24 protein-coding genes are annotated in these 24,436 nt (G+C 69.2%); 11 read left to right on the forward strand and 13 right to left on the reverse strand.

Annotation, left to right across the window (positions count from 1 at the left end; translation table 11 throughout):
* Positions 1 to 25 precede the first annotated feature (25 nt).
* Together ACW14X_RS17030 and ACW14X_RS17035 are read left to right on the forward strand one after the other, a co-directional pair.
* A complete protein-coding gene (locus ACW14X_RS17030; protein WP_160026555.1) occupies positions 26 to 295 on the forward strand; it encodes a type II toxin-antitoxin system Phd/YefM family antitoxin in 270 nt (89 codons plus the stop codon).
* A complete protein-coding gene (locus tag ACW14X_RS17035) occupies positions 295 to 714 on the forward strand; it encodes a type II toxin-antitoxin system VapC family toxin (RefSeq protein WP_457162755.1) in 420 nt (139 codons plus the stop codon). Before ACW14X_RS17030 ends, ACW14X_RS17035 begins: the two co-directional genes overlap by 1 nt.
* Here the strand turns inward: ACW14X_RS17035 and ACW14X_RS17040 are convergent.
* The gene (locus tag ACW14X_RS17040; protein ID WP_457162756.1) at positions 695 to 1,852 is read right to left on the reverse strand and encodes a PucR family transcriptional regulator; all 1,158 of its coding nucleotides are present in this window, start codon (positions 1,850 to 1,852) and stop codon (positions 695 to 697) included. The two genes, ACW14X_RS17035 and ACW14X_RS17040, sit on opposite strands and share 20 nt — an antisense overlap.
* Positions 1,853 to 1,947: 95 nt before the next feature.
* On the opposite strand from ACW14X_RS17040, the gene ACW14X_RS17045 reads away from it, so the two are divergent.
* Together ACW14X_RS17045 and ACW14X_RS17050 are read left to right on the forward strand one after the other, a co-directional pair.
* A complete protein-coding gene (locus tag ACW14X_RS17045) occupies positions 1,948 to 3,108 on the forward strand; it encodes a ferredoxin reductase (RefSeq protein WP_201451198.1) in 1,161 nt (386 codons plus the stop codon).
* A 46-nt stretch (positions 3,109 to 3,154) separates the two neighbouring features.
* A complete protein-coding gene (locus ACW14X_RS17050) occupies positions 3,155 to 4,405 on the forward strand; it encodes a fatty acid desaturase family protein (protein ID WP_160026558.1) in 1,251 nt (416 codons plus the stop codon).
* 82 nt (positions 4,406 to 4,487) lie between these two features.
* Here ACW14X_RS17050 and ACW14X_RS17055 read toward each other — a convergent pair whose 3' ends face one another.
* Complete coding sequence (locus ACW14X_RS17055; protein ID WP_160026559.1) at positions 4,488 to 5,381, reverse strand: NAD-dependent epimerase/dehydratase family protein; 894 nt, start codon at positions 5,379 to 5,381, stop codon at positions 4,488 to 4,490.
* Between the two features lie 78 nt (positions 5,382 to 5,459).
* Here ACW14X_RS17055 and ACW14X_RS17060 point away from each other — a divergent pair, with 78 nt between their 5' ends.
* Positions 5,460 to 6,023: a helix-turn-helix domain-containing protein gene (locus ACW14X_RS17060; RefSeq protein ID WP_457162757.1), complete on the forward strand. Its 564-nt coding sequence runs from the start codon at positions 5,460 to 5,462 to the stop codon at positions 6,021 to 6,023.
* A gap of 85 nt (positions 6,024 to 6,108) precedes the next feature.
* Positions 6,109 to 6,660 (forward strand): RipA family octameric membrane protein, encoded by a 552-nt coding sequence (locus ACW14X_RS17065; protein ID WP_350718593.1) that lies wholly within the window; start codon positions 6,109 to 6,111, stop codon positions 6,658 to 6,660.
* 9 nt (positions 6,661 to 6,669) lie between these two features.
* Here ACW14X_RS17065 and ACW14X_RS17070 read toward each other — a convergent pair whose 3' ends face one another.
* Together ACW14X_RS17070 and ACW14X_RS17075 are read right to left on the reverse strand one after the other, a co-directional pair.
* A complete protein-coding gene (locus ACW14X_RS17070) occupies positions 6,670 to 7,383 on the reverse strand; it encodes a Type 1 glutamine amidotransferase-like domain-containing protein (protein WP_457162758.1) in 714 nt (237 codons plus the stop codon).
* A 72-nt stretch (positions 7,384 to 7,455) separates the two neighbouring features.
* Positions 7,456 to 10,527, reverse strand: coding sequence for a M4 family metallopeptidase (locus ACW14X_RS17075; protein ID WP_457162759.1), 3,072 nt, complete (start codon positions 10,525 to 10,527; stop codon positions 7,456 to 7,458).
* A gap of 165 nt (positions 10,528 to 10,692) precedes the next feature.
* On the opposite strand from ACW14X_RS17075, the gene ACW14X_RS17080 reads away from it, so the two are divergent.
* A complete protein-coding gene (locus tag ACW14X_RS17080; protein WP_045547698.1) occupies positions 10,693 to 10,992 on the forward strand; it encodes a WhiB family transcriptional regulator in 300 nt (99 codons plus the stop codon).
* On the opposite strand, the gene ACW14X_RS17085 is transcribed toward ACW14X_RS17080, so the two are convergent.
* A complete protein-coding gene (locus ACW14X_RS17085) occupies positions 10,989 to 11,876 on the reverse strand; it encodes a sigma-70 family RNA polymerase sigma factor (RefSeq protein ID WP_457162760.1) in 888 nt (295 codons plus the stop codon). The two genes, ACW14X_RS17080 and ACW14X_RS17085, sit on opposite strands and share 4 nt — an antisense overlap.
* A gap of 147 nt (positions 11,877 to 12,023) precedes the next feature.
* On the opposite strand from ACW14X_RS17085, the gene ACW14X_RS17090 reads away from it, so the two are divergent.
* Entirely contained in the window at positions 12,024 to 12,488 is a 465-nt protein-coding gene (locus ACW14X_RS17090; protein ID WP_406026443.1) for a carboxymuconolactone decarboxylase family protein, read from the forward strand.
* Between the two features lie 18 nt (positions 12,489 to 12,506).
* Here ACW14X_RS17090 and pgm read toward each other — a convergent pair whose 3' ends face one another.
* Positions 12,507 to 14,156, reverse strand: a complete 1,650-nt coding sequence (gene pgm / locus ACW14X_RS17095) for a phosphoglucomutase (alpha-D-glucose-1,6-bisphosphate-dependent) (RefSeq protein WP_457162761.1) — start codon at positions 14,154 to 14,156, stop codon at positions 12,507 to 12,509.
* Positions 14,157 to 14,194: 38 nt separating this feature from the next.
* On the opposite strand from pgm, the gene ACW14X_RS17100 reads away from it, so the two are divergent.
* Positions 14,195 to 14,986, forward strand: coding sequence for a crotonase/enoyl-CoA hydratase family protein (locus tag ACW14X_RS17100; protein WP_350840971.1), 792 nt, complete (start codon positions 14,195 to 14,197; stop codon positions 14,984 to 14,986).
* Here ACW14X_RS17100 and ACW14X_RS17105 read toward each other — a convergent pair.
* The 3 genes from ACW14X_RS17105 to ACW14X_RS17115 all read right to left on the reverse strand — a co-directional run bounded on the left by ACW14X_RS17105 (position 14,968) and on the right by ACW14X_RS17115 (position 17,487).
* A complete protein-coding gene (locus ACW14X_RS17105) occupies positions 14,968 to 15,789 on the reverse strand; it encodes a hypothetical protein (RefSeq protein ID WP_457162762.1) in 822 nt (273 codons plus the stop codon). The two genes, ACW14X_RS17100 and ACW14X_RS17105, sit on opposite strands and share 19 nt — an antisense overlap.
* 80 nt (positions 15,790 to 15,869) lie before the next feature.
* Positions 15,870 to 16,811 (reverse strand): oxidoreductase, encoded by a 942-nt coding sequence (locus tag ACW14X_RS17110; RefSeq protein ID WP_350840974.1) that lies wholly within the window; start codon positions 16,809 to 16,811, stop codon positions 15,870 to 15,872.
* 67 nt (positions 16,812 to 16,878) lie between these two features.
* Positions 16,879 to 17,487: a LysE/ArgO family amino acid transporter gene (locus ACW14X_RS17115; RefSeq protein ID WP_457162763.1), complete on the reverse strand. Its 609-nt coding sequence runs from the start codon at positions 17,485 to 17,487 to the stop codon at positions 16,879 to 16,881.
* Between the two features lie 74 nt (positions 17,488 to 17,561).
* Here ACW14X_RS17115 and ACW14X_RS17120 point away from each other — a divergent pair, with 74 nt between their 5' ends.
* Positions 17,562 to 18,464: a LysR family transcriptional regulator ArgP gene (locus tag ACW14X_RS17120; protein WP_457162764.1), complete on the forward strand. Its 903-nt coding sequence runs from the start codon at positions 17,562 to 17,564 to the stop codon at positions 18,462 to 18,464.
* Between the two features lie 5 nt (positions 18,465 to 18,469).
* On the opposite strand, the gene ACW14X_RS17125 is transcribed toward ACW14X_RS17120, so the two are convergent.
* A complete protein-coding gene (locus ACW14X_RS17125; RefSeq protein WP_160026571.1) occupies positions 18,470 to 18,835 on the reverse strand; it encodes a hypothetical protein in 366 nt (121 codons plus the stop codon).
* Between the two features lie 90 nt (positions 18,836 to 18,925).
* Positions 18,926 to 20,146: an MFS transporter gene (locus ACW14X_RS17130; protein ID WP_350840980.1), complete on the reverse strand. Its 1,221-nt coding sequence runs from the start codon at positions 20,144 to 20,146 to the stop codon at positions 18,926 to 18,928.
* Between the two features lie 82 nt (positions 20,147 to 20,228).
* Here ACW14X_RS17130 and ACW14X_RS17135 point away from each other — a divergent pair, with 82 nt between their 5' ends.
* Positions 20,229 to 21,104 carry a LysR family transcriptional regulator gene (locus ACW14X_RS17135; RefSeq protein ID WP_457162765.1) on the forward strand — a complete coding sequence of 292 codons (876 nt, stop codon included), beginning with the start codon at positions 20,229 to 20,231 and terminating at the stop codon, positions 21,102 to 21,104.
* A 66-nt stretch (positions 21,105 to 21,170) separates the two neighbouring features.
* Here the strand turns inward: ACW14X_RS17135 and ACW14X_RS17140 are convergent, their stop codons facing one another.
* Together ACW14X_RS17140 and ACW14X_RS17145 are read right to left on the reverse strand one after the other, a co-directional pair.
* Positions 21,171 to 23,024 (reverse strand): acyl-CoA dehydrogenase, encoded by a 1,854-nt coding sequence (locus ACW14X_RS17140; RefSeq protein WP_457162766.1) that lies wholly within the window; start codon positions 23,022 to 23,024, stop codon positions 21,171 to 21,173.
* Positions 23,025 to 23,140: 116 nt separating this feature from the next.
* Positions 23,141 to 24,385, reverse strand: a complete 1,245-nt coding sequence (locus ACW14X_RS17145; protein WP_457162767.1) for an MFS transporter — start codon at positions 24,383 to 24,385, stop codon at positions 23,141 to 23,143.
* Between the last annotated feature and the right edge of the window lie 51 nt (positions 24,386 to 24,436).

Raw genomic sequence — 24,436 nt, forward strand, 5'->3', positions numbered from 1 at the left:
CTACGAGCCGAGTTGTCGTAAATGTATGAGCGAAGTTCGCGTGGGGGAGTTGAACCAGCAGACGGGCCGGGTGCTGCGGCGCGTCCAGAATGGCGAGTCGTTACTCGTCACGGATCACGGCCGTCCGATCGCGGTGATCTCGCCCGCTCCGAAGAGCAGGTTCGACCAGATGGTGGCTCTCGGTCAGGTCCGCATGCCGACGGGCACCGGCGGGGGGTGGAGGTCCGTGAAAGGCGTTTCGCGGGACGAGGACCTGGACGAGGTCCTTGCAGAGCTGCGCGAGGAGAGCATCTGATGCTGGTCTACGTCGACACCTCGGCGCTGTGTCGAATCCTGCTGAACCATGCCGACAGGCCGGCGTTGGAGGACCACCTGGACGAAGTCCTGGAGCGTGGCGATCGGCTGATCTCGTCAGACCTCCTCGACATCGAGCTGGCTCGGCTCTGCGTGCGGTTGGACCTTGATCCGGCTGACGTCAACCGAGTCTGTTCAGACGTCCATTTCATGGGCATCCTTCCTGAAGTCGTCGAGTCGGCGAAGGACATCAAGGAGGCACTCAAGTCGCTCGACGCCATCCATCTCGGCACCGCGCTTCTGCTGGCTGATGAAGCCGAAGGAGAAGAGGCTGTCGAGCAGGTGGTGACCTACGACAAGCGGATGGCCCAGGTCGCCGAAGAGCTCGGCTTCGAGGTGGTCAGCCCAGGGCGACCGTGAGGGCGAGGAGCATGGCCGGGTCGTCCAGTCGGTCCCCGTACACGTCGCGCAGCTGCCCCATCCGATAACGGACGGTCTGGGGGTGGATGAAGAGATCGGCGGCGACCTCGTCGCGCCGGCCCTGGTGGAGGAGCCAGGAGCGGAGAGTCTCGGTGAGCTTCTCGGCGGTGGCGGGGCGTAGGTCGGCCAACGGGGCGAGGACCTGGGCGCGCAGGTCCTCGCGGGCATCCGCGTCGGCGGAGAGGACCAGCTCGACCAGGTGCTGCTCGGTGTCGGAGCCGAGGCCCGCGTCGTGGGCGCGGCGGGCACGCTCGTACGAGACCCGGGCCTCGCGCCAGGGCTTGGCCGGGCCGGCGATCGACCGGCGGCCCTCCAGCGCCTTCATCAGTGCCCGGCGCCGGCGTCCGTGCGCGTCGGGGACCAGCAACAGGGTGTGGTCGTCGAGGTCACGCAGGTCGTCGTGCTCCAGAGTGCCCTGGTTGACCTTGGCGAGAATGGTGCCGACCTGGGAGTTGGGGACGAGCACGGCGGTCAGCGTGCTCGGCGGGGTCCACTCGGCCCGCACCGCGGCGTCGTCGAGCTCCTCCGGGGTCGCCTCGGCCAGCAGCTTGCGGGCCAGCCGCTCGCGCAGCTGTCGGCGTACGCGTCCGGTCGTGGCTCGCTCGTCGGCGTGCCCGGCCGCCGAGGCCTCCGAGATCTCGTCGATCCAGGCGAAGACCAGTGCGGAGAACTCCACCAGCATCGCCGGTTCCATGCCGCCTTCGACGGCCTTGCTCGCGAGCTCTCGCCAGGCGACTCGGGCACCGATGCGGTACGCCGCCAGCAGGGCCTCCATCGTCCGCCCGCTCCTCGCCTCGCCGCGGCCGAGGTCATAGGCACCCTGGACCGCAGGCGGCGTCGCGGCCGACACGTCGGAGGCCAGGCCCGCCCCGGACGCGAGCGACAAGAACCCGCCCAGCGCTACGCCGACCGCGTTCCGGATGGTCTCGCCCATGTGTCCCGAGAGCGCATCCTGGTAGGGAGGCACCTCGGCGATGATCGCGGCGACCACGTCGTCGCCGACCTGGGGGAGCACGGCACGGATCGAGGCGACGACCTCGGGCGTCAGATGGACGTCATAGGACGAAAGAGCCGGCACATCTCGGGAACTTTTGTTCGTCACGTATAAATCCGCCTATCAGATTCACGTCGCTAACACAGGAGTTTACCTCGAATAAGTAGCACTATGGATACATGGCTGAGATCTCTACATCCCCCGCCCTGTTCGCCCCGGGCGAGGTCAGGCGACCCGCGCTGCGGGAGAGGCTCTCCCGCAAGGTGTGGGAGGTCGCCGAGACGATCGCCACGCCCCTGGCGCCGGCCGACTACCTGGACATGTTCAACCCCCTCCGACCCGGCGCTGACCTGCGAGGACGCGTCGTCAAGGTCACTCCGGAGACCGCCGACGCGGCCACCATCGAGATCAAGCCGGGAGCCGACTGGAAGGGCCACACCCCGGGTCAGTACGTCCGCGTGGGCGTCGACGTCAACGGCGTACGCCACTGGCGCGCCTACTCCCTGACCCACGGCCCCCGCAAGGACGGCCTCATCTCGATCACCGTCAAGGCCGTGCCCGACGGCAAGGTCTCCAGCCACCTGGTGCGCCGCCTGCGCCCCGGCAAGATCGTCCACCTCGAGCAGGCAGCCGGCGACTTCGTCCTGCCCAGCGACCTGCGCGGCCACAAGTTCCTGATGGTCACCGCCGGCTCCGGCGTGACTCCGGTCATCGGGATGCTGCGCAACCTCTTCCCGGTCACCGACGAGGGCGTCGTCGAGCACCAGCGGCTCGACGTCACCGTCGTCCATGTCGCCCCGAGCCGCCCGGACTCGATCTTCATCCGCAACCTCGAGTCCCTCGCCGAGGCCGGCGCGATCCGCCTCGTCACCCGCTACACCGGCACCGAGGGCCGCATCGACATCGACACCCTCACCGAGCTCGTCCCCGACCTGAGGGAGCGCAAGGCGTACGCCTGCGGTCCCGCGGGTCTCCTCGACAACCTCCAGGCCTGGTACGACGAGGCGGGCCTGCCGCTCCAGACCGAGCAGTTCCGTCTGGCCACCGTGGTGACCAGCGAGGGCGGCACCGTCGCCTTCACCGGCAAGACCGTCGACGCACCTGGTGACAAGCCGATCCTCGACGCCGCCGAAGAGGCCGGCGTCCTCATGCCGAGCGGTTGCCGTATGGGCATCTGCTTCGGCTGTGTGCTCCCGATGAAGGAGGGCGCCGTCCGCGACCTCCGCAACGGCGAGCTCACCGTCGCCCGCCCGGGTGAGACCGGCCCCGACGGGGTACCCATCCAGACCTGCATCTCCGCCGCCGCCGGCGAGTGCGTCATCGACCACCCTGCCTCTTGAGCCAAGCTCAAACGACCAGCCCCCACAAGACGAGAGCGAGACAGCCATGACCATCGCACCTGATGCCCCGGCCTACACCGGCCCGATCGCCCACCTGACCCGCGACGACATCGAGCAGCTCGGCCGCGAGCTCGACGCCATCCGCCAAGAGGTCATCGACACCCGCGGTGAGCGGGACGCTGCCTACATCCGCAAGGTGATCAAGGTCCAGCGTTCGCTGGAGCTCGGCTCCCGTGCCGTCCTGCTCGGGAGCATCTTCCCGCCGGCGTTCGTCGTCGGCACCGTCGGTCTCTCGATCGCCAAGATCCTGGACAACATGGAGATCGGCCACAACATCATGCACGGCCAGTGGGACTGGATGCGTGACCCGAAGATCCACTCCACCGTGTGGGAGTGGGACAACGCCTCGACGAGCGAGGGGTGGAAGCACTCCCACAACGAGCTGCACCACACCTACACGAACATCGTCGGCAAGGACAACGACCTCGGCTGGGGCATCATGCGCGTCGACGAGGAGCAGCGCTGGACGCCGGCGAGCCTGTTCCAGCCCGCGATGAACTTCATCAACATGTGCATCTTCGAGTACGGGATCGCGATGTACGACCTCGAGCTCGGTCGGGTGATCCGGCAGAAGAAGAAGGGCCGTCGCCCGTCTGCCGAGTGGCAGATGGCGGCGAAGCGTACGGTCGCCAAGGTCCGCCGCCAGGCGTTCAAGGACTACGTCGCCCACCCGCTCGTCTCGATGGTGACCCTGTCGGGCCCGACGACGCTGCTGGCCAACGTCATCGCCAACTTCACCCGCAACGTCTGGACCCACTCGGTGATCATGTGCGGTCACTTCCCCGAGGGCGTCGAGACCTTCGAGCTCAAGGACATCCCGGAGAACGAGACCCGCGGTGAGTGGTACGTCCGGCAGATGCTCGGCTCGGCCAACATCTCCGGCTCGAAGTTCCTGCACGTGATGACGGGCAACCTGTCCCACCAGATCGAGCACCACATCTTCCCGGACCTGCCCTCGAACCGCTACGCCGAGATCGCCCCCAAGGTCCGCGCGCTCTTCGACAAGTACGGCCTCAACTACCACTCCGCGCCGATGCCGCAGCAGGTCGCCTCCGCGTGGCACAAGGTGCTGCGCCTCTCGCTGCCCAACGGCTTCCTCGAGTCCACCAACGTGCGCAACGCGCCCTCGCAGGTCGTCAAGCTCGTCAAGGCGGTCCGCGGTGACACCCGCACCCGTCGCCGGCTCCTCAAGGAGTTCGAGGCCGCCGGCGCCGCCTCTGTCGGCAAGGCCATCTAGTTCGCTACGACCTAGTTCGATAGGACGGGGAGTTCTCGTCGGCTACCTGCAGGTAGACCGACGAGAGCTCCCCGTCGTACGTTCAGGCGTCGTACGCCCCGGCGGCGATGTCCTCCAGGAGCGTCGGTCCCGTCGGCTCCCAGCCCAGGGTCGCGCGGGTGATGTCGGATGAAGCCGACACATCCGTGCTGAACATCATGGACATCCAGCCGAAGTGGGCTTCGGAGTCTTCCCGGCTGATCGACCGCACCGGCAGGCCCAAGCGGTCACCGAGCGCCTCCGCGATCGTCCGGGTGGGGATGCCGGTCTCGGCTACCGGGTGCGCACGGAAACCGGCCGGCGCCTTCTCGAGTGCGAGTCGCACCATGCGGGCGGCGTCCGGGCGGTCGACGGAGGACCAGCGGTTGCTGCCGTCGCCGATGTAGCCGGACACGCCCTGCTTCCTGGCGACCTGGGCAAGGTAGGTGACGAAGCCGGGGTCGCCACCGCGGCCGTGGACGATCGGGAAGCGCAGCGCCACCGGGCGTACGCCCTTCTCGGCATGGCTCAACGCGAGGTTCTCGCTGCCGCCGCGCATCGACTCGGGTCCGTGGAAGGGGCTGGCGTCCTCCTCCGTGGCGATGCGCCCAGGGGCGGCTCCCGCGGCGCCGCTGGCGAACAGGAACGCCTTTCCGCTGCCCTCGAGGGCCCCGAGCATGGCGCTCACCGCGGCACGCTCGGACCGTCCGGCCGCGGCGTAGTTGTCGAAGTCGTGGTTGAACGCCAGGTGGATGACGGCATCCGCAGCCTTGGCGGCGACCGCGAGCGATCCGGGGTCGTCGAGCGAGCCCCGGTGGGCGGTCGCGCCCTTGGCCTCCAGGGCAGCCGCAGCAGCCTCGGAGCGGGCCAGGCCGGTGACGGCATAGCCGTTGGCGAGCAGCTCGTCGGTGACCGCGGAACCGATCCAGCCGGAGGCTCCGGTGACGAAGATGTTCATCGGGTTTCCTTTCATGTCAGTAACTGACATCGACGGTAGCATGCGATGTCAGAAACTGTCATCGCATAGGATGGGCGTATGGGGCGATGGGAGCCGGACGCGCGAGGTCGGATGCTGGAGGCTGCCATCGAGCTGTTCACCGAGAAGGGCTACGACAAGACCACCGCCGGTGACATCGCCGCCCGGGCAGGGGTCACCGAACGCACGTTCTTCCGTCACTTCGCTGACAAGCGGGAGGTGCTCTTCGCCGGCCCAGTCACGCTCGACGACCTGGTCGCCAAGGCGGTCGCCTCCGCCGACGCGGACGCGACGCCGTTGCGGATGGTGCTCGACGGCGTACATCAGGCGGCGGTCGAGCTCAGCGCGCTCCGCACCCGTGAGCAGGCGGTGGAGCGGGCCCGGATCGTCGAGGCGACTCCCGCGCTGCGCGAGCGCGAGCTGCTCAAGATGGCCGACATGGCTACCGCCGCTCAGGCGGCTCTCGTGGAGCGAGGCGTCGCTGAGACCGTCGCCGCGCTGGCCGCCCATGCTGCCGCCGCGGTCTTCCAGACAGCGTTCGGCCGCTGGGTCTCAGAGACGACCGATCTCAGCCTCGCCGAGTGTGTCGACGAGGCCGCTGCCACGCTGTTCGAGCTCCGATAGCCGAACTCGAGGCAAACGGTGACGAATCTCGTATGGACATCACCCCGCCGGGACCGGTAGACAACTACGCACTATGGAGAACGAGTTGATTCCCGGAGCTGAGTCGCCGACCGCGGTACGCAGCTATGTGACCGCCAACAAGCCGAACCCGTCGGCGCTCGCCGAGGGTCTGTGGGTGCTTCCTCCCGACGTGCTCTCCAGCGGTGACCGCGCGATCCTCTTCGACCAGTACAAGCTCTATGTCGCCGAGGCCGAGCGGCTCAGCGTGCGGCGTACGCTCACCAGCGCGTTCCTGCTGGTCCTCAACGTCGGGATCCTGGTCGCCGGCACGGCGCTCGTGGCCAGCTCTCCCGAACGGCCCTGGCTCTTCACGGTCGCCCTGATTGCCGCCCTCGGCTCGTGCCTCGGCTGGTTCTGGATCATCCGCTCCTACCGGCAGATGGCGAGCGGGAAGTACTCCGTCATCTCCCACCTCGAGAAGCAGCTCCCCGCGGCGCCCGGCGTCGCGGAGTGGTCGGCCGTCGGCCTCGGTCGCGACAGCTCGCGCTACCTGCCGATGAGCAACGTCGAGGTGTGGGCCCCCGCGCTCTTCGGCTTCTGCCACCTCGCGACGTACGCCCTGCTCTACCTGCCGTAGGACCAAGCGCTAGTCGAGCACCCTGACCTCGAGCGGGGTCTCCCCGTCCGGCCCGACGGCGAAGGCGACCGCGTCGGGCCGCTCGCTGATCGCCTCGACCAGCTCGCCGTCGCGCCACAGCAGGGCGACGCCGTCATCGGCCGCGTGGCCGGAGGGCAGCGCGCCGGAGCCGACGAACCGGACGTACGTCTCCCGCCGGTCCTCCTCGCCGAGGTAGTGCGGGCAGAACGAACCGGGCAGGAAACCCAGTCCGTCGGGGAGCGGGGCGGTGGGGCCGAAGGAGTCCGTCGAGGACGCCTCGTACCAGCAGTTCGCCCCGGCCGAGATCCCGGCCAGGATCGTGCCGCCGGCGGCGGCCTTCTCCAGGAGGGCGGGCAGTCCGTGCAGCCGCCACACCGCGAGCAGGTTGGCGGTGGAGCCGCCGCCTACGTAGACGATGTCCTGGTCGAGCAGCTGCTCGAGGTCGTTGATCGGAAGCTTGTGCCCCTCGGGCGCCTTGTTGAACAGTGACAGCACCTTCGCCTCGGAACGATCGGCGTACGCGGCGAGGAACTTGTCGTGGTAGCTGTCCGCGTCTCCGCTCGCGGTGCCGATGAAGCAGACCTTGGGCCGCGGGTTCCCGGTCATCCGGTTGAGCTCCGCGTCGAGCGGCGAGAAGTCCTGCCCGTGCACCTCCGGCATCGAGAAGCCGCCACCGCCCATGGTCACAATCGTTCCGCGCATGGCGTGAGTGTAGGGACACAGAGGGCCCCGCCGAACTGGTTTGTTCGGCGGGGCCCTGTGAAGGTGTGACCGCTACTTGACCCTGACGGTCACCGTCTCGGTGATCGCCTCGTTGTACCGGTCACCCGAGTAGACCACCTTGTAGGTGTGGGTGCCTCGGATCGCCCGGAAGGTCGCCTCCTCCTTCTTGAGGGTGAAGCGGCCGACGCGGATGCCGTTCTCGCTGACGACGATCTCGCCGGAGGCGCGCTTGCCGTCGACGGTGATCTCGACCTTGCCGCGCTGCGGCGAGATGGCGGAGATCTCCGGGACCGCCTTCTCGGTGCAGTAGCTCATCTTGACGTTGTCGACGGCCCAACCCCGGGCGCCGCCACAGCCGTCGCGACCGAAGTCGAAGCGGAACTTCACGGTGTCGCCGGCGGCTGCGATCGAGTCGAGCTTCACGATCGTGGTGCCCCACTTGCCGGTGAAGCTGTTGCCGTCCGAGCCGGTCCAGGCCGGCTGGCCCTCCATGTATCCGCTGTCGGCACTCATCGTTCCGCCCGGTGCGTTGAAGGCGTACGCGGCCTGGTCGACGACCTTGAACTCGCCGCCGTTGACCGAGGCCTTGACGTTACCGCCGTCATAGCCCCATTCGGTGAGGACCGAGTGGTCGAAGCTCAGCCGTGGGGAGAGGCCCTTGGGCACGGTGAGGGTCGGGCTGACGAGGCCGTTTCGGCTGGTGATGTCACCCGTCGCGGATCCGCAGGCGCCCTCGTTCGGGTCCGGCGCGAACGCCAGACCGGTCTCGTTACCCTCGACGTCGCTGCCGGCCTCCCAGGGGATGTCGTTCCCGGGGACCAGGGCCTCAGCGTCCTGGGTCCAACCGGTCAGACCGTCCTCGAAGTCCTCGGTGTAGGTAGTGACCTCGTTGGTGCCCTCGCCGCACAGCGCGGGGGTGTTCGGGTCGAGCATCGGGCCGAAGTTGCACTGGACCGGCTCCTTGGTCAGCTCGGTGGCCGTGTTGGCCGCCCCGACCGCCGCGCAGTCGTCGGCCGTGATCGGGTCTAGAGCCGGAGCCTCGGCCTCGCCGCCCGGGGTCTCGCCGCCGCCGGTCTGCGGGGTCGAGGTGCCCAGGGTGAGCTTCTTGAGCGTCGTCACACCCATCAGGTCGGCGCACGAGGAGACCATCGCCTGGGCGTACTCGGGGAAGCCCGAGGTCGGCGTCAGATAGTTGGTCTGGGCGTGCCAGATCAGGTTGGCCGCCTTGTCCAGGCCGATGCCCGCCACGTTGACGTCGTTGTAGGCGCCGCCGTCGACGAGCAGGGCGTAGTGGTGGTTGATGACGCCGGAGTTGACGTGGACGCCGCCGGAGTCGGTGGCACCGTCGCAGTGGTACTCCTCGTCGGAGACCTTGCCCGGGTCGCCGTAGCAGTTCGGGTTCCACATGTCGCGGATCGCGCCGCCGAAGGCGGTGGAGTCCTCACCCATCAGCCAGCGTACGGACTCGTCCTTGGACTCGGTCGAGGCGTCCTTGATGGTGATGTTGACCGGGCCGGTGGCGTTCTTGATCTTCTGGCCGGTGGCGTAGTCGGTGGTCGCCCCGTAGATGTCGGACGTGCCGGAGAGGCTGCTGATCGGCTGACCCTGCAGGAACGCGATCACGACGCCCTGGGCGCCGGCGTCCTTCGCGTTCGCGACCTTCTGGACGAACGGGCAGGTGCCGCGGTCGACGAGCACGAACTTGCCGTTGACGGCAGCGGCGTTCTCCAGCGGGGAGCAGCCGTCGGTGGTCGACGGGCCGCCGCTGTTGGCGGCGTCGAGGCCGACCACGATGTCGCTGGTCACCCCGGCGGTCGGGAAGACCGGACCGAAGTTGGCGGCCGCGGCCGGGCAGTCACCGGCGACGTCGGCCGGCGAGTTGATGGTCAGCGTGATGGCGCCACGGGTGGAGGAGGAGCACTTGCCATCCGTACGGGCCACGTCGTCGGTGGTGTTCTCCCGCGCGTTGAGGAAGTCGACCGTGTTGCCCCACATGTCGGAGTACGCCTCGTTGAGCGCACCCGGCTGCCACTGGTAGATCAGGCCGGAGGTGTGCTCGGTGTAGGCGTGGCCCCACTCGTGGGCCACCACGTCGTCGGAGGTGACGCCGGAGCAGTAGTTGGTGGTCTCGCCGTTCCAGTTGGCGTTCGGGCACGAGATCGCCGGGTCGTTGTTGACCGTGACCATCTTCGAGCCGTTGCCGTCGTAGGAGTCGCGACCGAAGGTGTTCTTGAAGAGCCAGTAGGACTCGCCGGTGGTGGCGACCTCGTTCTGCTGGTCCTGGTCGAGCGTGCCCGGGAAGGCGTCGTTCTCGGTCCAGACGGTCTCGTCGTCGGTGGTCTCGGGGGTGTTGTGCTTCTCGACGAGCTCACGGTCGGTGGCCGCGTGGAGCATCGAGTAGCGGTTGACCGGCTTGCCGGTGGCGGCGTCGAGTACGACGACCTCGCGCACGGTGGACCGGTTGGACACCTCGACGACCCAGGCGAGCAGGCTCTTGCCGCTCACGCCCTGGGCCGCGCCCATGCGGTAGATGTTGAGGTCGGCCTTGACGACCTCGACGCCGCTGGTGTCGATCTTGCTGTCGGGGTGGGCCTGGGCCGGCTTCGCCTTCACCAGCTCGAGCGCCTTGGCGCCGGCCTTCTCCTTCGACCACTTCGGGGTCGTGCTGAGGTCGAGGTCGGGGGCGGCGAAACCGTTGACCGAGGTCAGGTCGCCGGCCTTGTCGACGTGGGCCTTCAGGACGCCGCCGAAGACCGGGACGTCCTTGTAGACCTGCTCGAACTCGACCGTCCACCCGGCCGGGGTGGTGCTGACCTTCGACTGGTCGAGCTGGGCGGGCTTCGCGCCGAAGACGGACGCGTACTCGTCGAGGTAGGCGCGCGCCTTCGCGGCAGCCTCGGACTTGGTGTCGGCGGCGATGTCGGGCAGCAGATCGCCCTTGGTGGACGCGTAGCCGATCAGGCCGGTGGCGCCCTCCTTCTTGAGTGTGACGGTCTGATCAGCCGCGGCCTTCAGCTGGTCGATGCCGCTGGGATCCGGTTCCGCGGCGAAGGCGGCGATCGGTGTGGCCACCAGGCCTGCCGCGACGAGCGCAAGGCTGATTCCTTGCTTTCCGAGCTTCACGGGTTGCTCCTCTCGGGGTACCGCCGCGTCGAGTCGCGGCGATTTCGCATCGTAGAGAGATTTGCGACGAGGAGGGGTGTAAACGCGAATCACGAGTCCGAAACGATTCCCCCTCGGGAGATTCTCAGTGAGGGATCCTCAGGGGCGATCTAAGGTAGTTTCCCGATGTGCGGGCCTACCTCAGGCGCAGATTCTCGAGGGGTGCCCTTGGAGATCATCCCGCCTTTGTACGCCGCCGGCCTTCCGTGCCACGGAGACGACTCTGCGTTGTGGTTCTCAGAGTCCCCCGCCGCCCTCGAGGTGGCCAAAGATCGCTGCCTCGACTGCCCGGTGATGCGTGAGTGCCTCTCCGGTGCTCTGGCCCGCTCCGAACCCTGGGGCGTCTGGGGCGGCGAGATCGTCGAACGCGGCCAGGTGGTCACCCACAAGCGTGGCCGCGGCCGACCCCGCCGCCAGGCCGCCTAGGCCTGGCCGTGCGCTGACTCCAGCCCCAGGCCCGCGGCGAGCTTCGCGACCTGGGCGGGGGCGGCGTACGCCTCGATCTCGGTGATCCGACCGTCGACCACCGTGAAGGCCATGACGCTGTAGAGCTTGCCGTGGAAGGTGATCGCGACGCCGGCGGAGCCGTTGACGAGGGCGGAGTGGGTGACGCGGTCGGCGTGGGCGTACATGACGGCGTTGCCCGCCACCTTGGCCGCGCCGCGGTAGGTGGTGATCCCGGAGCCGAGATCGGCGTGCAGGACGACGTCGGGGTGGAGCGCACCGATCAGACGGTCCAGGTCGCCGTCCTGGGCGGCCGCGAAGAAGGCGTCGACGACCTCGCGCTGCGCGGCGACATCGCGGTCGGGCGTACGCCCTCTGACCCGTCGGCGCGCGCGGCTCGCGAGCTGGCGGGTCGAGTCGGACGAGCGGTCGAGCATCGTCGCGATCTCGTCGAAGGGTACGGCGAAGAGATCATGGAGCACGAAGGCCAGCCGCTCGTCCGGGGAGAGCTGGTCGAGCACGACGAGGAGAGCGATGCTGACCGAGTCGGCGAGCATCGCGCGCTCGGCCGGGTCTTGGGTGCTGGCGTCGTCGAGCACGACCGTGGGTTCCGGCAGCCGGTCCTCGAGCGGCAGTTCTCCGCGGGTCTTGCGCGAGCGGAGCATGTTGAGCGAGACGCGGGCCACCACCGTCGTCAGCCAGGCGCCGATGTTGTCGATCTCGTCGGCGTCGCTCCGGCTCAGCCGGAGCCAGGCGTCCTGGACGGCGTCCTCTGCCTCGGACGTCGATCCGAGCATCCGGTAGGCCACCCCGAACAGGTGCCGCCGCTCGTCCTCGAAGCGCTCGGCCAGCCACTCCTGCTGCATCGTCGGTCCTCTCGATCCTCGGCCCGTTACAGTCCAGGCCCCTATGGACCCGACCCGCGAAGCAGACCAGATGTGACCGCTTCGATGAAAGAAATTCTTCTTTCATCGGTCCGTCACATCGTTGTGCCGGGGCGGGTCGGGGATGGCATGAGCAACCGAATGAAGAACCCCGCAGAAGTCATCCCGCAGGCATTCAAGGGCATCGGCAACCTCCTGGCCGCCGTGGCCGAGGGCGGCCTTCCCGAGACCACGACCGAGCTCGTCGCGATCCGGGTGAGCCAGCTCAACGGCTGCGCCGCCTGCCTCCAAGGCCATGCCGTACGTCTCGCCGAGGTCGGTCTGCCGATCGAGAAGGTCGTCGGCCTGGCCGCCTTCCGTGAGTCGCCCTTCTTCGACGAGGCCGAGAAGGCGGCCCTCGCCCTGGCCGACGCCGTCACCAGGCTCGCCGACTCCGAGGACGCCGTGCCGGACGAGCTCTGGCGCGAGGTCACCAAGCACTACGACGAGAAGCAGACTGCCGCCCTGGTCCTCTGCATCGCCACCCACAACCTCTTCAACCGGGTCAACGTGACGGTGCGTGAGGACGCCGAGCACCCGTTCTGGATGCGCTGAGTCTCAGGGCGCCGGAGGTCAGGCCAGGGCGGCGGAGACGACCGCCTTGGCCTCCTCCTGGACCTCCGCCAGGTGGTCAGGTCCTCGGAACGATTCGGCGTAGATCTTGTAGACGTCCTCGGTCCCCGACGGCCGGGCCGCGAACCAGGCCGACTCGGTGGTCACCTTCAGGCCGCCGATGGCCGCACCGTTGCCGGGCGCCTCGGTGAGTTTGGCGGTGATCTCCTCACCGGCCAGGGTCGTCGCGGTCACGGCGTCGGGGGAGAGGGCGGCGAGCTTCGCCTTCTCCTCGCGCGAGGCGGGGGCGTCGATCCGCGCGTACGCCGGCTCACCGTGCTCCGCGACCAGCTCCGCGTAACGCTGGGACGGCGACTTCCCCGTGCGCGCCAGGATCTCCGAGGCGAGCAGGGCGAGGATGATGCCGTCCTTGTCGGTGGTCCACACGGTGCCGTCGAAGCGCAGGAACGAGGCGCCCGCCGACTCCTCGCCGCCGAAGCCGAACGAGCCGTCGATCAGCCCCGGCACGAACCACTTGAACCCGACCGGCACCTCGACCAGCGGCTTGTTCAACGAGGAAGCGACCCGGTCGATCATCGAGGACGAGACCAGGGTCTTGCCGATGCGCGCGGTCGCCGGCCAGTCGGGACGCGCGCCGCCGAAGAGGTGGTCGATCGCGACCGCGAGGAAGTGGTTGGGGTTCATCAGCCCGGCGTCCCGGGTGACGATCCCGTGCCGGTCGGAGTCGGCGTCGTTGCCGGTGGCGATGTCGAACTCCGGGGTGCTCTCCACGAAGCGCACCAGCTCGGCCATCGCGCTGGGGGAGGAGCAGTCCATCCGGATCTTGCCGTCCCAGTCCAGCGGCATGAAGCGCCAGGTCGGGTCGACCAGCTCGTTGACCACGTTGAGGTCGATCTTGTGGCGCTCGGCGATCTCGCCCCAGTAGGCGACCGATGCCCCGCCCAAGGGGTCGGCGGCGATCCGCACCCCGGCGTCGCGGATGGCGGCCAGGTCGACCACGTGGGGCAGGTCGTCGACGTAGGAGCCCAGGAAGTCGTACGCCTCGGCCTTCCGCCGCGCGGCCGCGAACGGCACCCGCTTGACGCCGGAGAGCCCGGCGCGGATCAGCTCGTTGGCGCGGGCGGCGATCACCTTGGTGGCGTCGGAGTCGGCGGGACCGCCGTGGGGCGGGTTGTACTTGAAGCCGCCGTCGGAGGGCGGGTTGTGGGACGGGGTCACCACGATCCCGTCGGCAAAGCCGGCCCCCGACACGCGACCGGCGTTGGCACGGAGGATCGCGTGCGAGACCGCCGGCGTCGGGGTGTAGCCGTCGCGGTCGTCCACCAGGACGCGTACGTCATTGGCGACCAGCACCTCCAGCGCGCTCGCCCACGCGGGCTCGGAGAGGCCGTGGGTGTCGCGTCCGATGAACAGCGGCCCGTCGAAGCCCTGCGAGGTCCGGTAGTCGACGATCGCCTGGGTCGTGGCCAGGATGTGCGTCTCGTTGAAGGCTGACTTGAGCGAGGACCCGCGATGGCCCGAGGTGCCGAAGACGACCTGCTGGGCCGGATCGTCCGGATCGGGCTGCAGGTTGTAGTAGGAGGCGACCAGGTGAGGTACGTCGACCAGGTCGGCGGGCGTAGCGAGCGTTCCAGCGCGTGGGTCAACCATGTGCCCCATCATGCCTACTGCCCCGTAATGTTCTCCCCATGCCCCTCGTCACCACCGAAATCAACGACGGCATCGCCCAGGTGCGTCTCAACCGCCCGGACAAGCTCAACGCGCTGACCCTCGAGCTGCTCCAGGAGCTGGTCGACACCGCCAAGGTGCTCGGCAAGAACCACGACCTGCGGGCCGTGGTCATCGCCGGTGAGGGGGACGCGTTCACCGCCGGTCTCGACTTCGCCTCGGTCCTGCGTGACCCGAAGAAGATCGTCGGCGCCTTCCTACCCAGGCCCTTCCGTGGGACCAACCTCTTCCAGGAGTCGGTGTGGGCCTGGCGCCGGCTGCCGGTTCCGGTGATCGCGGCCGTCCACGGTCACTGCCTCGGTGGCGGCGTACAGATCGCGCTCGGCGCCGACTTCCGCATCGCCGAGCCCGACTCGCAGTGGTCGGTCCTCGAGGGCAAGTGGGGCATCATCCCCGACATGACCGGCATCCGGTCGCTCTCCGAGGTCGTCGGCATCGACACCGCCAAGAAGCTCACCATGACCGCCGAGCAGTTCTCCGGCGAGCGTGCCTACGAGCTGGGCCTGGTCACCGAGCTCTCCGCCGACCCGGTCGCCACCGCGACCGCCTTCGCCCGCAAGCTCTCCGAGCGTTCCCCCGACCAGCTCGCCGCCGCCAAGCGCCTCTTCAACGACACCTGGTACGCCCCCATCAAGCGCACCTTCTCCCGCGAGCGCATCGAACAGCTCCGCCTCCTCTTCGGCGAGAACACCAAGATCGCCCGCGAGGCCGCCTTCAAGCGCGAGAAGCCGACCTACAAGCCCCGCCGCTGACTCGGTTCAGCCGAGTCCGCACCTGTAGCGGCCGAGTCCTCAGTTGTGGCGGCCGAATCTGTAGTTGTGGGTGACGAGAGTCGAGTTTCGTCGCCCGTTTCTGCGGTTTCGGCCGCCACTTCTGCAGTTTCGGCGAGGGCGGCTTGCTCGGCGTGCTTGCGGCGGCGCTTGATCTCGCCCTGCGCCAGGACGAAGGCGAGGATGATCGGCCAGACGTACTTGAGGTGGTTGGCGACCCACGTGACCCATTCCGGGACCTGTACGTCCGGCAGGTCCGGCCACGGGATCGCCGGCCACGGGATGCTGGGGAGGTCGGGGAGCGGCAGGTCGGGGAGATCCGGCAGGTTCGGGAGCGGGAGGTCGATGTCGGGCAGCGAGACCCGGGCGAGGATCCAGGCGACGACCATCGCGGCGACGATGCCGCCGATCACGCCCGCGGCACCGCCGAGGGTCTCGATGAGCGCATAGCGCTTGGGGTGGTCGATCACCCGCTGTTCGTACGCCGCGGCCCGCGACCCGGGCTCCGGGGTGAGGTCGACGCCGCCAATGCCGGTCATCCCGGCCAGGTCCTCATCGGGCGCGAAGTAGGTCGCGCGGCGCGGCGTACCGAGCCCGGAGTGGATCACGAGCAGGCTCCCGTGCGCCTTGCTCTCCAGTCGGGCCCGATCGTCGGCGCTCTTCCGGGTGAGGGCCTCCTCACCGTCGACGGTCCACACGAACGTACGGATGATCTCCCCGGTCACCTCGAGATGGTGGGTGTGCCCGGAGATCGTCCGCGACCATATCTGGACCTTCTTGCTCACCCTGGTGAATCTAGGATCCGCGGCGCCTTCGGGACATCGGCCGGAGGTAGCGACCGGGGTCAGACTTTGGTCTGGGCCGGTCAGGGATAGGCGATGCCGGTGGTCTGCTCGGAGAGCTCCCACAGCGCCCTCGCCGCCTCGGGATCGCGTGCGAGGCGTGTCGCGGTGACCGGCTTCGGCACGCCGCGAGCCTCGAAGGCGTCGCTGGGTCCGATGTACGTCCCGGGCTCCAGCCCCGGTTGGGTCGCCGCCATCAGAGCAGGCCAGGCGCCTGCCTGCGGCGTCTGAGCCATGGCGTGGACAGCGGCTTCGCTGATGCTCGCGATCGGGGCGATCAGCCTCTTGGACGTGCCGTTCGCCATGAGGCGCGTGGACGCGAGCCCGGGGTGGGCGGCGTACGCGGCGATCGGCAGTCCCGCCTTCTCCAGGCGCCGCTGGAGCTCGAAGGTGAAGAGCAGATTGGCAAGCTTCGACTGGGCGTAGACGCCCCACGGCGAATAGCGGCCGACCTGCACGGTCGGGAACCCGAGCGGCGCCTTGCGGGCCAGCTTGTGCATCACGCTCGACATGGTGACGATCCGCCCCTCGCCGCTCTCGGCCAGCGGCTCGAGCAGCAGCCCGGTCAGCAGGAACGGCCCGAAGTGGTTGGTCGCCATCTGCAGGTCGAGGTCGTCCACCGTCCGCGTCTGGGGCGTCGCCATGACCCCGGCGTTGTTGACCAGCAGGTGCAGCGGCCCGCCGCCGTCGAAGGTCGCCGCCGCGATCGCCTCGGCCCCGGCCCGCACCGCCTGGAGCGAGGAGAGATCGAGTGCGACCCGGTCGAGGCTGGCACCCGGAACCTCCTCGGTCAGCGCCTCCGCGGCCGCGTCGAGCTTCTCCCAGGACCGCCCCGCCAGGATCACCCGTGCCCCCGCAGCCGCGAGGCCGCGCGCGACGAAGTAGCCGATCCCGCCCAGCGTCGGTCCGGTCACCACGGCGTTCTTGCCGGTCAGGTCAGGAATATCGGAGGTCGTCCACGGCATGCGGCCACACTAGGCGGCTGGTCAACACATTGGACGGATTTGAAAGTCTGCCGCCCGGTCAGTCCGGTCAGCCCAGTCCACCCAGCGCGAGCCCGCCCGCGATCGCGAGCATCATGCACCCGATGAGACTGTCGAGCACCTGCCAGGCACGTCGGCTGGCGAGCAGCGGCGCGAGCAGCCGAGCGCCGTAGCCGAGACCGGCGAACCAGATGATGCTGGCCACGCACCCGCCCACCGCGAATCCCCATCGCGCCGAGCCGTACGTCGCCGCGATCGACCCGTGGAGCACCAGGGTGTCGATGTAGACATGCGGGTTGAGCCAGGTGAAGGCGGCCGCCTTGGCGATCACGCGGGGGAGCGTCTCGCGGGGCGCGTCGGCAGCATCCAGTCCCGAGGGTCGCAGCGCCCGCCGGAACGATCCGATGCCGTACCAGCCGAGGAAGACCACCCCGAACCAGCGCAGCACCTCCACCGCCCACCTGGCACTCTCGACGACCGCCCCCATGCCGGCGACCCCGGCACAGATGAGCAGGAGGTCGGAGACCGCGCACACGGCCACCACGGCGAACACGTGCGAGCGCAGGATGCCCTGCCGCAGGACGTACGCGTTCTGGGACCCGATGGCGATGATGAGGCTGAGCCCGGTGAGGAGCCCGGCGAGGCTGGCGTTGATCACACCAGCGACGCTAAGCCGCCACGCACCTACAGACCAGCGAAAGAATCTTACCGAAGATAAGCCACACTTAAGGTATGCCCGCCCTCGACCCGACCCAGCTCGAGACCCTCGTCGTGATCGCCGAGGAAGGCACCTTCGACGCCGCGGCGAGACGCCTCAACATCACCCCGAGCGCTGTCAGCCAGCGGATCCGGGCGCTCGAGCGCGCGGCCGGACAGGTGCTCGTGCGGCGTACGACTCCTTGCACCCCGACGGAGGCCGGCGAGCCCCTGATCAGGCACGGCCGGCAGCTCCGCCTGCTGCTCGACGAGGCCGCCGCCACCCTCAGCGCGGACAAGACCAGCGACGCCACCGTCGTCGACCTCTCCGTCGTGGTCAACGCGGACACCCTCGCGACCTGGTTCCGTCCGGTGCTCGACGAGGTCGCGACCTGGGACCGGACGGCGCTGCGGATCACCGTGGAGGACCAGGGCTACTCGGCCGACGCGCTGCGCCGCGGCGAGGTCCTGGCCGCGGTCACCAGCGAGCCGAGGCCGGTCCAGGGCTGCACCGTCGAACCGCTGGGAAGGCTCCGCTACACCCCGGGCGCCGCTCCGGCGCTCATCGAGCGCCACCGCAAGGGCAGAGGCATCGACTGGGGCGCGATCCCGATGATCGTCTACAACGAGAAGGACCACCTCCAGGACGAGGTGCTGGCTGCGCATAGCGCGACCCGGCCACCGGTCGTCCACCGGGTCCCGAGCAGCCACGACTTCCACGAGGCGATCCGGCGCGGCCTGGGCTGGGGGATGCTCCTCGACGCCCAGGCCGAGGCCGACGTCGAGTCAGGCGTGACGGTCCCGCTCCCGGGCGCGAAGCCGATCGACATCCAGCTCTTCTGGCAGCGCTGGCGCCTCGACTCGATCGCCCTCGAGGACCTGAGCGAGGCGGTACGCCGCGCCGCCCGCTCCGGGCTACGCCCGACGCGCCGCCGCTGAACGGGTCAGGCCCGGCGGCCGGGGTAGCCGGCACCGAAGTGCTGGCCCTGAGGGGCGTTGCCGGGCATGGGCTGGCCGGCCGGCGGGTAGTGCCCCTGCGGGGGCGCCTGAGGGCCAGGAGGGTAGGGCCCCTGGGGGCCACCGCCGTAGGGGCCGGGGTCGTACTGGCGGTGCTCGACGGCGGTGGTGTGCTGAGACCGGTTCACCGACAGCAGCACGCCGATCACGATCGCGAGGCCGCCGGTGACGACGAAGATCCAGCCCAACGGCTCGCTGGCGATCGCGTTGGCGACCTCGTCGGGCAGATCCACGGCGCTGGTGAGCAGGACGAGTCCGAGGACCAGCAGGATGATTCCTAGGCCGATGGTCATGGCAGAACTCCAGAGGTTGGGGGCAGGCGCGCCACGCTACCCAGCCGGTTCAGGCCCCCATACCGTCCCCCGCATCACCGCCTCCGGCGTTCAAGAAGTACGCCGCGCCCCCGACACCCCACGCGCCGCGACCCCGAGCAGCACGAGCAGGAGCGCACCGAAGGCGAGCATCGCCGGCTCGGTCGGGACGAACTGCACCAGGATCCCCAGCAGCACCACCGGCACCGTGATCCCGAGATAGGCCATCAGGAAGAGCCCGGCGAGCGCCTCGCCTCGGCTGTTCGCCGGCGCCACCGAGATCACGGTGGCGACCGCCGCCTTGAACGACATCCCCGACCCGGCCCCGGTGACGACCGCCCCGACGACAAGCATCCAGAACGTGCCGGACAGCAGGGCGCCGACGACCAGGAGCAGCCCGGCGGTGAGCGCGACCAGCCCGACGACGTACAGCCGACGGCGCGGCCAACGTCCGGCCAGCACCTGGAAGAGCGCCGCGGCCCCGAAGATGGAGAACCCGACCGCGCCGGCGACGGCGTGGGAGCGCATGCCCAGATCCTCGGCGAGGAACGACGGCACCAGCGAGGTGAAGAAGCCGAACATCGCGAACGCCACGAAGCTCGCCATCCCGGCGGCGAAGTAGGCGCCGCGCGCGTCGGCGGGCACCCGCACCCGCTGCGGCCGGTAGGTCCACCCCGGCTGGTCGGTGTCGACCGTCTCCGGCGCGGCCACGACCGCGAGCAGCCCGAGCACCATGAGGAACGCGAAGACCGCGTACGGCGTGTAGAGCGGTCGTGGCGCCCACTCGGCCAGCGCGCCGGCGAACAGCGGGCCCAGCCCCAGTCCGCCGATGTTGGCCGCGGTCGCGACCACCTCGGCCCGGGTCGGCGGAGCCTCCGGCCGGGCGGACCGGTGCAGCTCGGCGAGGTGAGCCGTCGCGGTCGCCGTCAGCATCCCGACGCCCAGTCCGGACAGCAGCCGCGCCAGCAGCAGCCAGCCCAGCTCATGGGTCGAGAGGAAGATCAGGGCGGAGAGCACGTTGAGCAGCACCGCCGGCGCCACCACCCGCCGCCGCCCGAACCGGTCGGAGAGGTGGCCGGCGAGGAAGAGCGAGATCGCCACCCCCGCGCCGTACGTCGCGAACACCACCGTGATCACGAACGAGCTCCAGCCCTGCTCCTCGACGTAGAAGACGTAGAGCGGCGCCGGCGCGGCCGCGAAGGCCATCGTCACCGCGAACAGGAACGCCACCGACCAGAACCCACGAGCGTGGTGGTTCCGATGGGTCAAGAGCGCTGCCTGGGTCGTCGTCATGACTCCATGCTGGTCGATGTTCACGATCATCTCCAACGAATCTTCTCGAAGGAAAGCATCACGATCTGCGATAGTGATGCTCATGCAGCCCCACCAGCTGGAGTACTTCATCGCCGTGGCCGAGACCGGCAGCTTCACCGCCGGGGCGGACCGGGTCGGTGTCGTGCAGTCCGCGGTCTCCGCCGCCGTCAAGCAGCTCGAGCGCGGGTTGGGAGCGCCGCTGATCGAGCGCGGCTACCACCGTCTCGCGCTCACCGCCGAGGGTGAGGCGCTGCTCCCGCGCGCCCGTGAGGTGCTCGCCGGCATCGGGGCTGCTCGTGAGGCGGTCGCGGGCGCCGGCGGCCAGGTGGTCGGCACCGTTCTCTTCGGCATGCTCTCCTACACCGGCCGGTGGGACATCGCCGAGGTCCTGCAAGGCTTCGCCGCCCGCCACCCCGGCATCACCGTACGTATGCGTCAAACCATCTCCGGGAGCGCTACGAACGAGGCAGACGTACGCTCCGGGGCCCTGGACCTCGCCCTGGTCTCCACGGCTGCGGCCTCGCTGCCCGGGCTGACCCTGACCCGCATCCACAGCGACGAGCTGGTCTTCGTCTGCGCGCCCGGCCACCGCCTGGCACGGGCCGGTGCGGTGTCCGCCGCCGACCTCGCCGAGGAGACCTGGATCGACTTCCCGACGGGGTGGGGCAACCGTACGGTCGTGGACGCGGCGTTCGCCTCCGTCGGCGTCTCGCGGACGGTCCGCACCGAGGTCACCAGCTTCGGGCTCGCTCGCAACCTCGTCTGCCGCGGTCTGGGCGTCTCGGTCGTGCCCCGCGCGTCGATCGAGGGCGACCCCGCCGTCGTCGCCGTCCCGATCGGCCTGGAGTGGTCCTTCCAGCTCGCTGTCCCGAGCAACCGACGGATCTCCGCGGCCGCCGCACGGCTCGCCGAGGCGGTCACGGCCTCCGCGATGTGAGCAGCAGATGACGAAGCGGCCCGCCCGGTTGAACCGGGCGGGCCGCAGCGTACGAACGGATCAGAGTCAGAAAGCGGACTCGGGCAGATCCATGATCGAGTTGTCGATCGCCTCGGCGATCGCCCGCTCAGCGGTCAGCTTGGGCAGGTTGTAGGAGGCGAAGAACTTCGCGGCGGCGACCTTGCCGGTGTAGAAGTCCTTGTCCTTGCCCGGGTCACCCGCGAGGGCGGCGAGGGCGATCTCGGCCTGGCGCAGCAGCAGCCACGCGACCACGACGTCGCCGACGGCGAGCAGCAGGCGCGAGGTGTTCTGGGCGACCTTGTAGATGTTGGTGATCTCCTCCTGGGAGGCCATCAGGTCGTTGAACATGTGCCCGACGATCGCGTTGACGTCCTCGAGCGCGGTCGCGAGCAGGGCACGCGACTCCTTGAGCTCCGCGGAGCCCTCGTTGTCGAGGAAGGCCTGGATCTCGCCGGCGATCTGGCCGAGCGCGGCACCCTGGTTCTTCACGATCTTGCGGAAGAAGAAGTCCTGGCCCTGGATCGCGGTGGTGCCCTCGTAGATCGAGTCGATCTTGGCGTCGCGGACGTACTGCTCGATCGGGTACTCCTGGAGGAAGCCCGACCCGCCGAAGGTCTGCAGCGACTCGGTGCCGAGCAGCACCCAGGCGCGCTCGGAGCCGTAGCCCTTGACGATCGGCAGCAGCAGGTCGTTGACCGCGGCGGCCAGCTTGTTCTCGTCGGAGCCGTCCTCGGTGAGGACGACCTTCTCCTGCCACGAGGTCGTGTAGTAGACCAGCGCGCGCATGCCCTCGGCGAACGACTTCTGCACCAGCAGCGAACGGCGTACGTCGGGGTGGTGGGTGATCGTGACGCGCGGGTCCGTCTTCGCGGCGGCGACGAGGTCGGCGCCCTGGACGCGGGACTTGGCGTACTCGAGCGCGTTCAGGTAGCCGGTCGACAGCGTCGCGATCGCCTTGGTGCCGACCATCATGCGAGCGTTCTCGATGACGTCGAACATCTGGCGGATGCCGTCGTGCACCTCGCCGAGCAGCCAGCCCTTGGCGGGCTCGCCGCCGCCGACCTGCGGGTCGCCGAAGGTGAGCTCGCAGGTGTTGGACACCTTGATGCCCATCTTGTGCTCGACGTTGGTGACGTACGCACCGTTGCGCTCGCCGGTGAGCTCACCGGTCTCGTGGTCGAAGTGGTACTTCGGCACGAGGAAGAGGGAGAGGCCCTTGGTGCCCGGGCCACCGATGCCCTCGACGCCCTTCGGGCGGGCGAGGACGAGGTGCATGATGTTCTCCTGCAGGTCCGACTCGGCGCTGGTGATGAAGCGCTTGACGCCGGTGATGTTCCAGGAGCCGTCCTCGTTGGGCGTGGCGAAGGTCTTGCCGGCGCCGACGTCGGAGCCCGCGTCGGGCTCGGTCAGCACCATCGTGGAGCCCCACAGCCGCTCGACCATGATCTTGGCGATCTGCTTGTCGCGGTCGTTGCCGTTCTCGTAGACGACCTTCGAGAAGAACGGGCCGGCGGCGTACATCCAGATCGCCGGGTTGGCCCCGAGCAGCATCTCGGCGGTGGCCCAGACGAGTGAGTTGGGGGCCACCTGGCCGCCGATCTCCTCGGGAGTGTGCAGGCTCCAGAAGCCCGACTCCATCCACGCGTCGTACGACTTCTTGAACGCGGCCGGGACCGGCGCGGTGTTCGTCTTGGGGTCGAAGACCGGCGGGTTGCGGTCGGCCTCGACGAACGACTCGGCGAGATCCTCGCGCGAGAGACGCTCGACCTCGGCGAGGATCTCCTTCGCGGTGTCGACGTCCAGGTCCGCGAAGGGACCGGTGCCGAGAACCTTGTCGGTGCCGAAGACCTCGAACAGGTTGAACTCGATGTCGCGGAGATTGCTCTTGTAGTGGCTCACTGATCCACCTTCATAACCTTTGTCGGATTTACCAGTTGCGGGAGCGCCGGTCGGCACGCACTACTGGCGGGTAACATTAAGAATAGGCTCGCCCTGAAGGGGTGGCAAGCCCGGGGCTACTCACAGGTAGGGGTCTTCGTCACAACCCGACGCCACGGGAGCAGCCCGGAGGAGAGCAGAAGTACGCCTCCGGCCACCGCGATCGCGGTCCGAGGGCTCGTCGCCGCGGCCAGTGCGCCGGCCGCCAGGACGCCCACGGGCTGGGCGACCTTCATGGTGATCGACCACGCCGCCTGCACCCGGGACATGTGGTCGTCGGCGGTCTCGCGCATGCGGTAGGTGGCGAAGGTCGGGTTGAAGACCCCGGCGCAGAGGATCAGCCCGAAGTTGGCGGCGGTGAACCACGCGAAGCCGCCCGGGCCGCTCGGGGTGAAGGCGATCGGGATGGTCCACAGGGTGCGCGCGACCCCGGACCCGAGCAGCACTGCCCGCTCGCCGAGCCGGTTCGTGAGGCGAGGTGCGCACATCGCGCCGAGGATGCCGCCGAGGCAGGGGAGACCCATGGCGACGCCGTACATCCACGGCTCCATACCGAGCACCCGCAGCGTCAGCACGGTCTGCAGCGGGCTGGTCGCGATCACGCAGGAGCCGAAGAGGGCGGCGTTCAGGAAGAGCGCGCGCAGGTCGCGCCGGGTGAGGATGTAGCGCCAACCGGCGGTCACCTCGTGCAGCCAGTGCTGCGGCTTCCTCGTCGGAGGCTGCGGTTCCGGCGTACGGATCGAGCGGATGCCGAGCGCAGAGAGCAGGTACGTCACCGCGTCGACGAGCACGGTCAGCGTCGGCCCGAACGCCGAGACGAGCGCGCCGCCGACAGGCGGGCCGGCGGTGAAGGTGGTCCAGAACGTCGTCTCCAGCCGGCCGGTGGCGACCAGCCTGGCCTCCGGGGCGACCAGGGCCTTCAGGTGAGCGCCGGAGGCCGCGGTGAAGGCGAGCTCGCAGGTCGCGGCGAGGACGCCGACGACGCACAGGTGCGCGTAGGTGAGCAGGTCGAAGACGCCTGCCGCGGGGATGCTGAGCATCGCCGCGAACCGGATCAGGTCGGCGCCGATCATCGTCGGCCGCTTGTACCGATACTCGATCCACGGTCCCAGCCGGATCCCCGCCGCCGCGGCCGCGAACCCGGACAACGCCGCCAGCAGCGACACCTGGAACGTCGAGGAGTCGAGGATGAGCACCGCGACCAGCGGCAGAGCGCCGTACGCGATCGTCGACCCGGCCTGGCTCGTCGCCGTCGCCAGCCAGAGCCGGTCGAAGTCCCGCCCCGGTGTCGCGGTCCCGCGAGCGGTCTCCGAGACGGTCACCCGGCGACCCTATCCGGGCGTGCCTCGGCGATCAGGTAGAACACGTTTCAG

The organism is Nocardioides sp. YJ-D4, assembly GCF_054031495.1.

Bases quoted from the DNA above. Each gene is read 5' to 3' on its own strand.
- ACW14X_RS17030 (WP_160026555.1), top strand. From the start codon at position 26: ATGAGCGAAGTTCGCGTGGGGGAGTTGAACCAGCAGACGGGCCGGGTG.
- ACW14X_RS17035 (WP_457162755.1), top strand. From the start codon at position 295: ATGCTGGTCTACGTCGACACCTCGGCGCTGTGTCGAATCCTGCTGAAC.
- ACW14X_RS17045 (WP_201451198.1), top strand. From the start codon at position 1,948: ATGGCTGAGATCTCTACATCCCCCGCCCTGTTCGCCCCGGGCGAGGTC.
- ACW14X_RS17050 (WP_160026558.1), top strand. From the start codon at position 3,155: ATGACCATCGCACCTGATGCCCCGGCCTACACCGGCCCGATCGCCCAC.
- ACW14X_RS17055 (WP_160026559.1), bottom strand. From the start codon at position 5,381: ATGAACATCTTCGTCACCGGAGCCTCCGGCTGGATCGGTTCCGCGGTC.
- ACW14X_RS17060 (WP_457162757.1), top strand. From the start codon at position 5,460: ATGGGGCGATGGGAGCCGGACGCGCGAGGTCGGATGCTGGAGGCTGCC.
- ACW14X_RS17070 (WP_457162758.1), bottom strand. From the start codon at position 7,383: ATGCGCGGAACGATTGTGACCATGGGCGGTGGCGGCTTCTCGATGCCG.
- ACW14X_RS17080 (WP_045547698.1), top strand. From the start codon at position 10,693: ATGTGCGGGCCTACCTCAGGCGCAGATTCTCGAGGGGTGCCCTTGGAG.
- ACW14X_RS17085 (WP_457162760.1), bottom strand. From the start codon at position 11,876: ATGCAGCAGGAGTGGCTGGCCGAGCGCTTCGAGGACGAGCGGCGGCAC.
- ACW14X_RS17090 (WP_406026443.1), top strand. From the start codon at position 12,024: ATGAGCAACCGAATGAAGAACCCCGCAGAAGTCATCCCGCAGGCATTC.
- pgm (WP_457162761.1), bottom strand. From the start codon at position 14,156: ATGGTTGACCCACGCGCTGGAACGCTCGCTACGCCCGCCGACCTGGTC.
- ACW14X_RS17100 (WP_350840971.1), top strand. From the start codon at position 14,195: ATGCCCCTCGTCACCACCGAAATCAACGACGGCATCGCCCAGGTGCGT.
- ACW14X_RS17110 (WP_350840974.1), bottom strand. From the start codon at position 16,811: ATGCCGTGGACGACCTCCGATATTCCTGACCTGACCGGCAAGAACGCC.
- ACW14X_RS17120 (WP_457162764.1), top strand. From the start codon at position 17,562: ATGCCCGCCCTCGACCCGACCCAGCTCGAGACCCTCGTCGTGATCGCC.
- ACW14X_RS17125 (WP_160026571.1), bottom strand. From the start codon at position 18,835: ATGACCATCGGCCTAGGAATCATCCTGCTGGTCCTCGGACTCGTCCTG.
- ACW14X_RS17130 (WP_350840980.1), bottom strand. From the start codon at position 20,146: ATGACGACGACCCAGGCAGCGCTCTTGACCCATCGGAACCACCACGCT.
- ACW14X_RS17135 (WP_457162765.1), top strand. From the start codon at position 20,229: ATGCAGCCCCACCAGCTGGAGTACTTCATCGCCGTGGCCGAGACCGGC.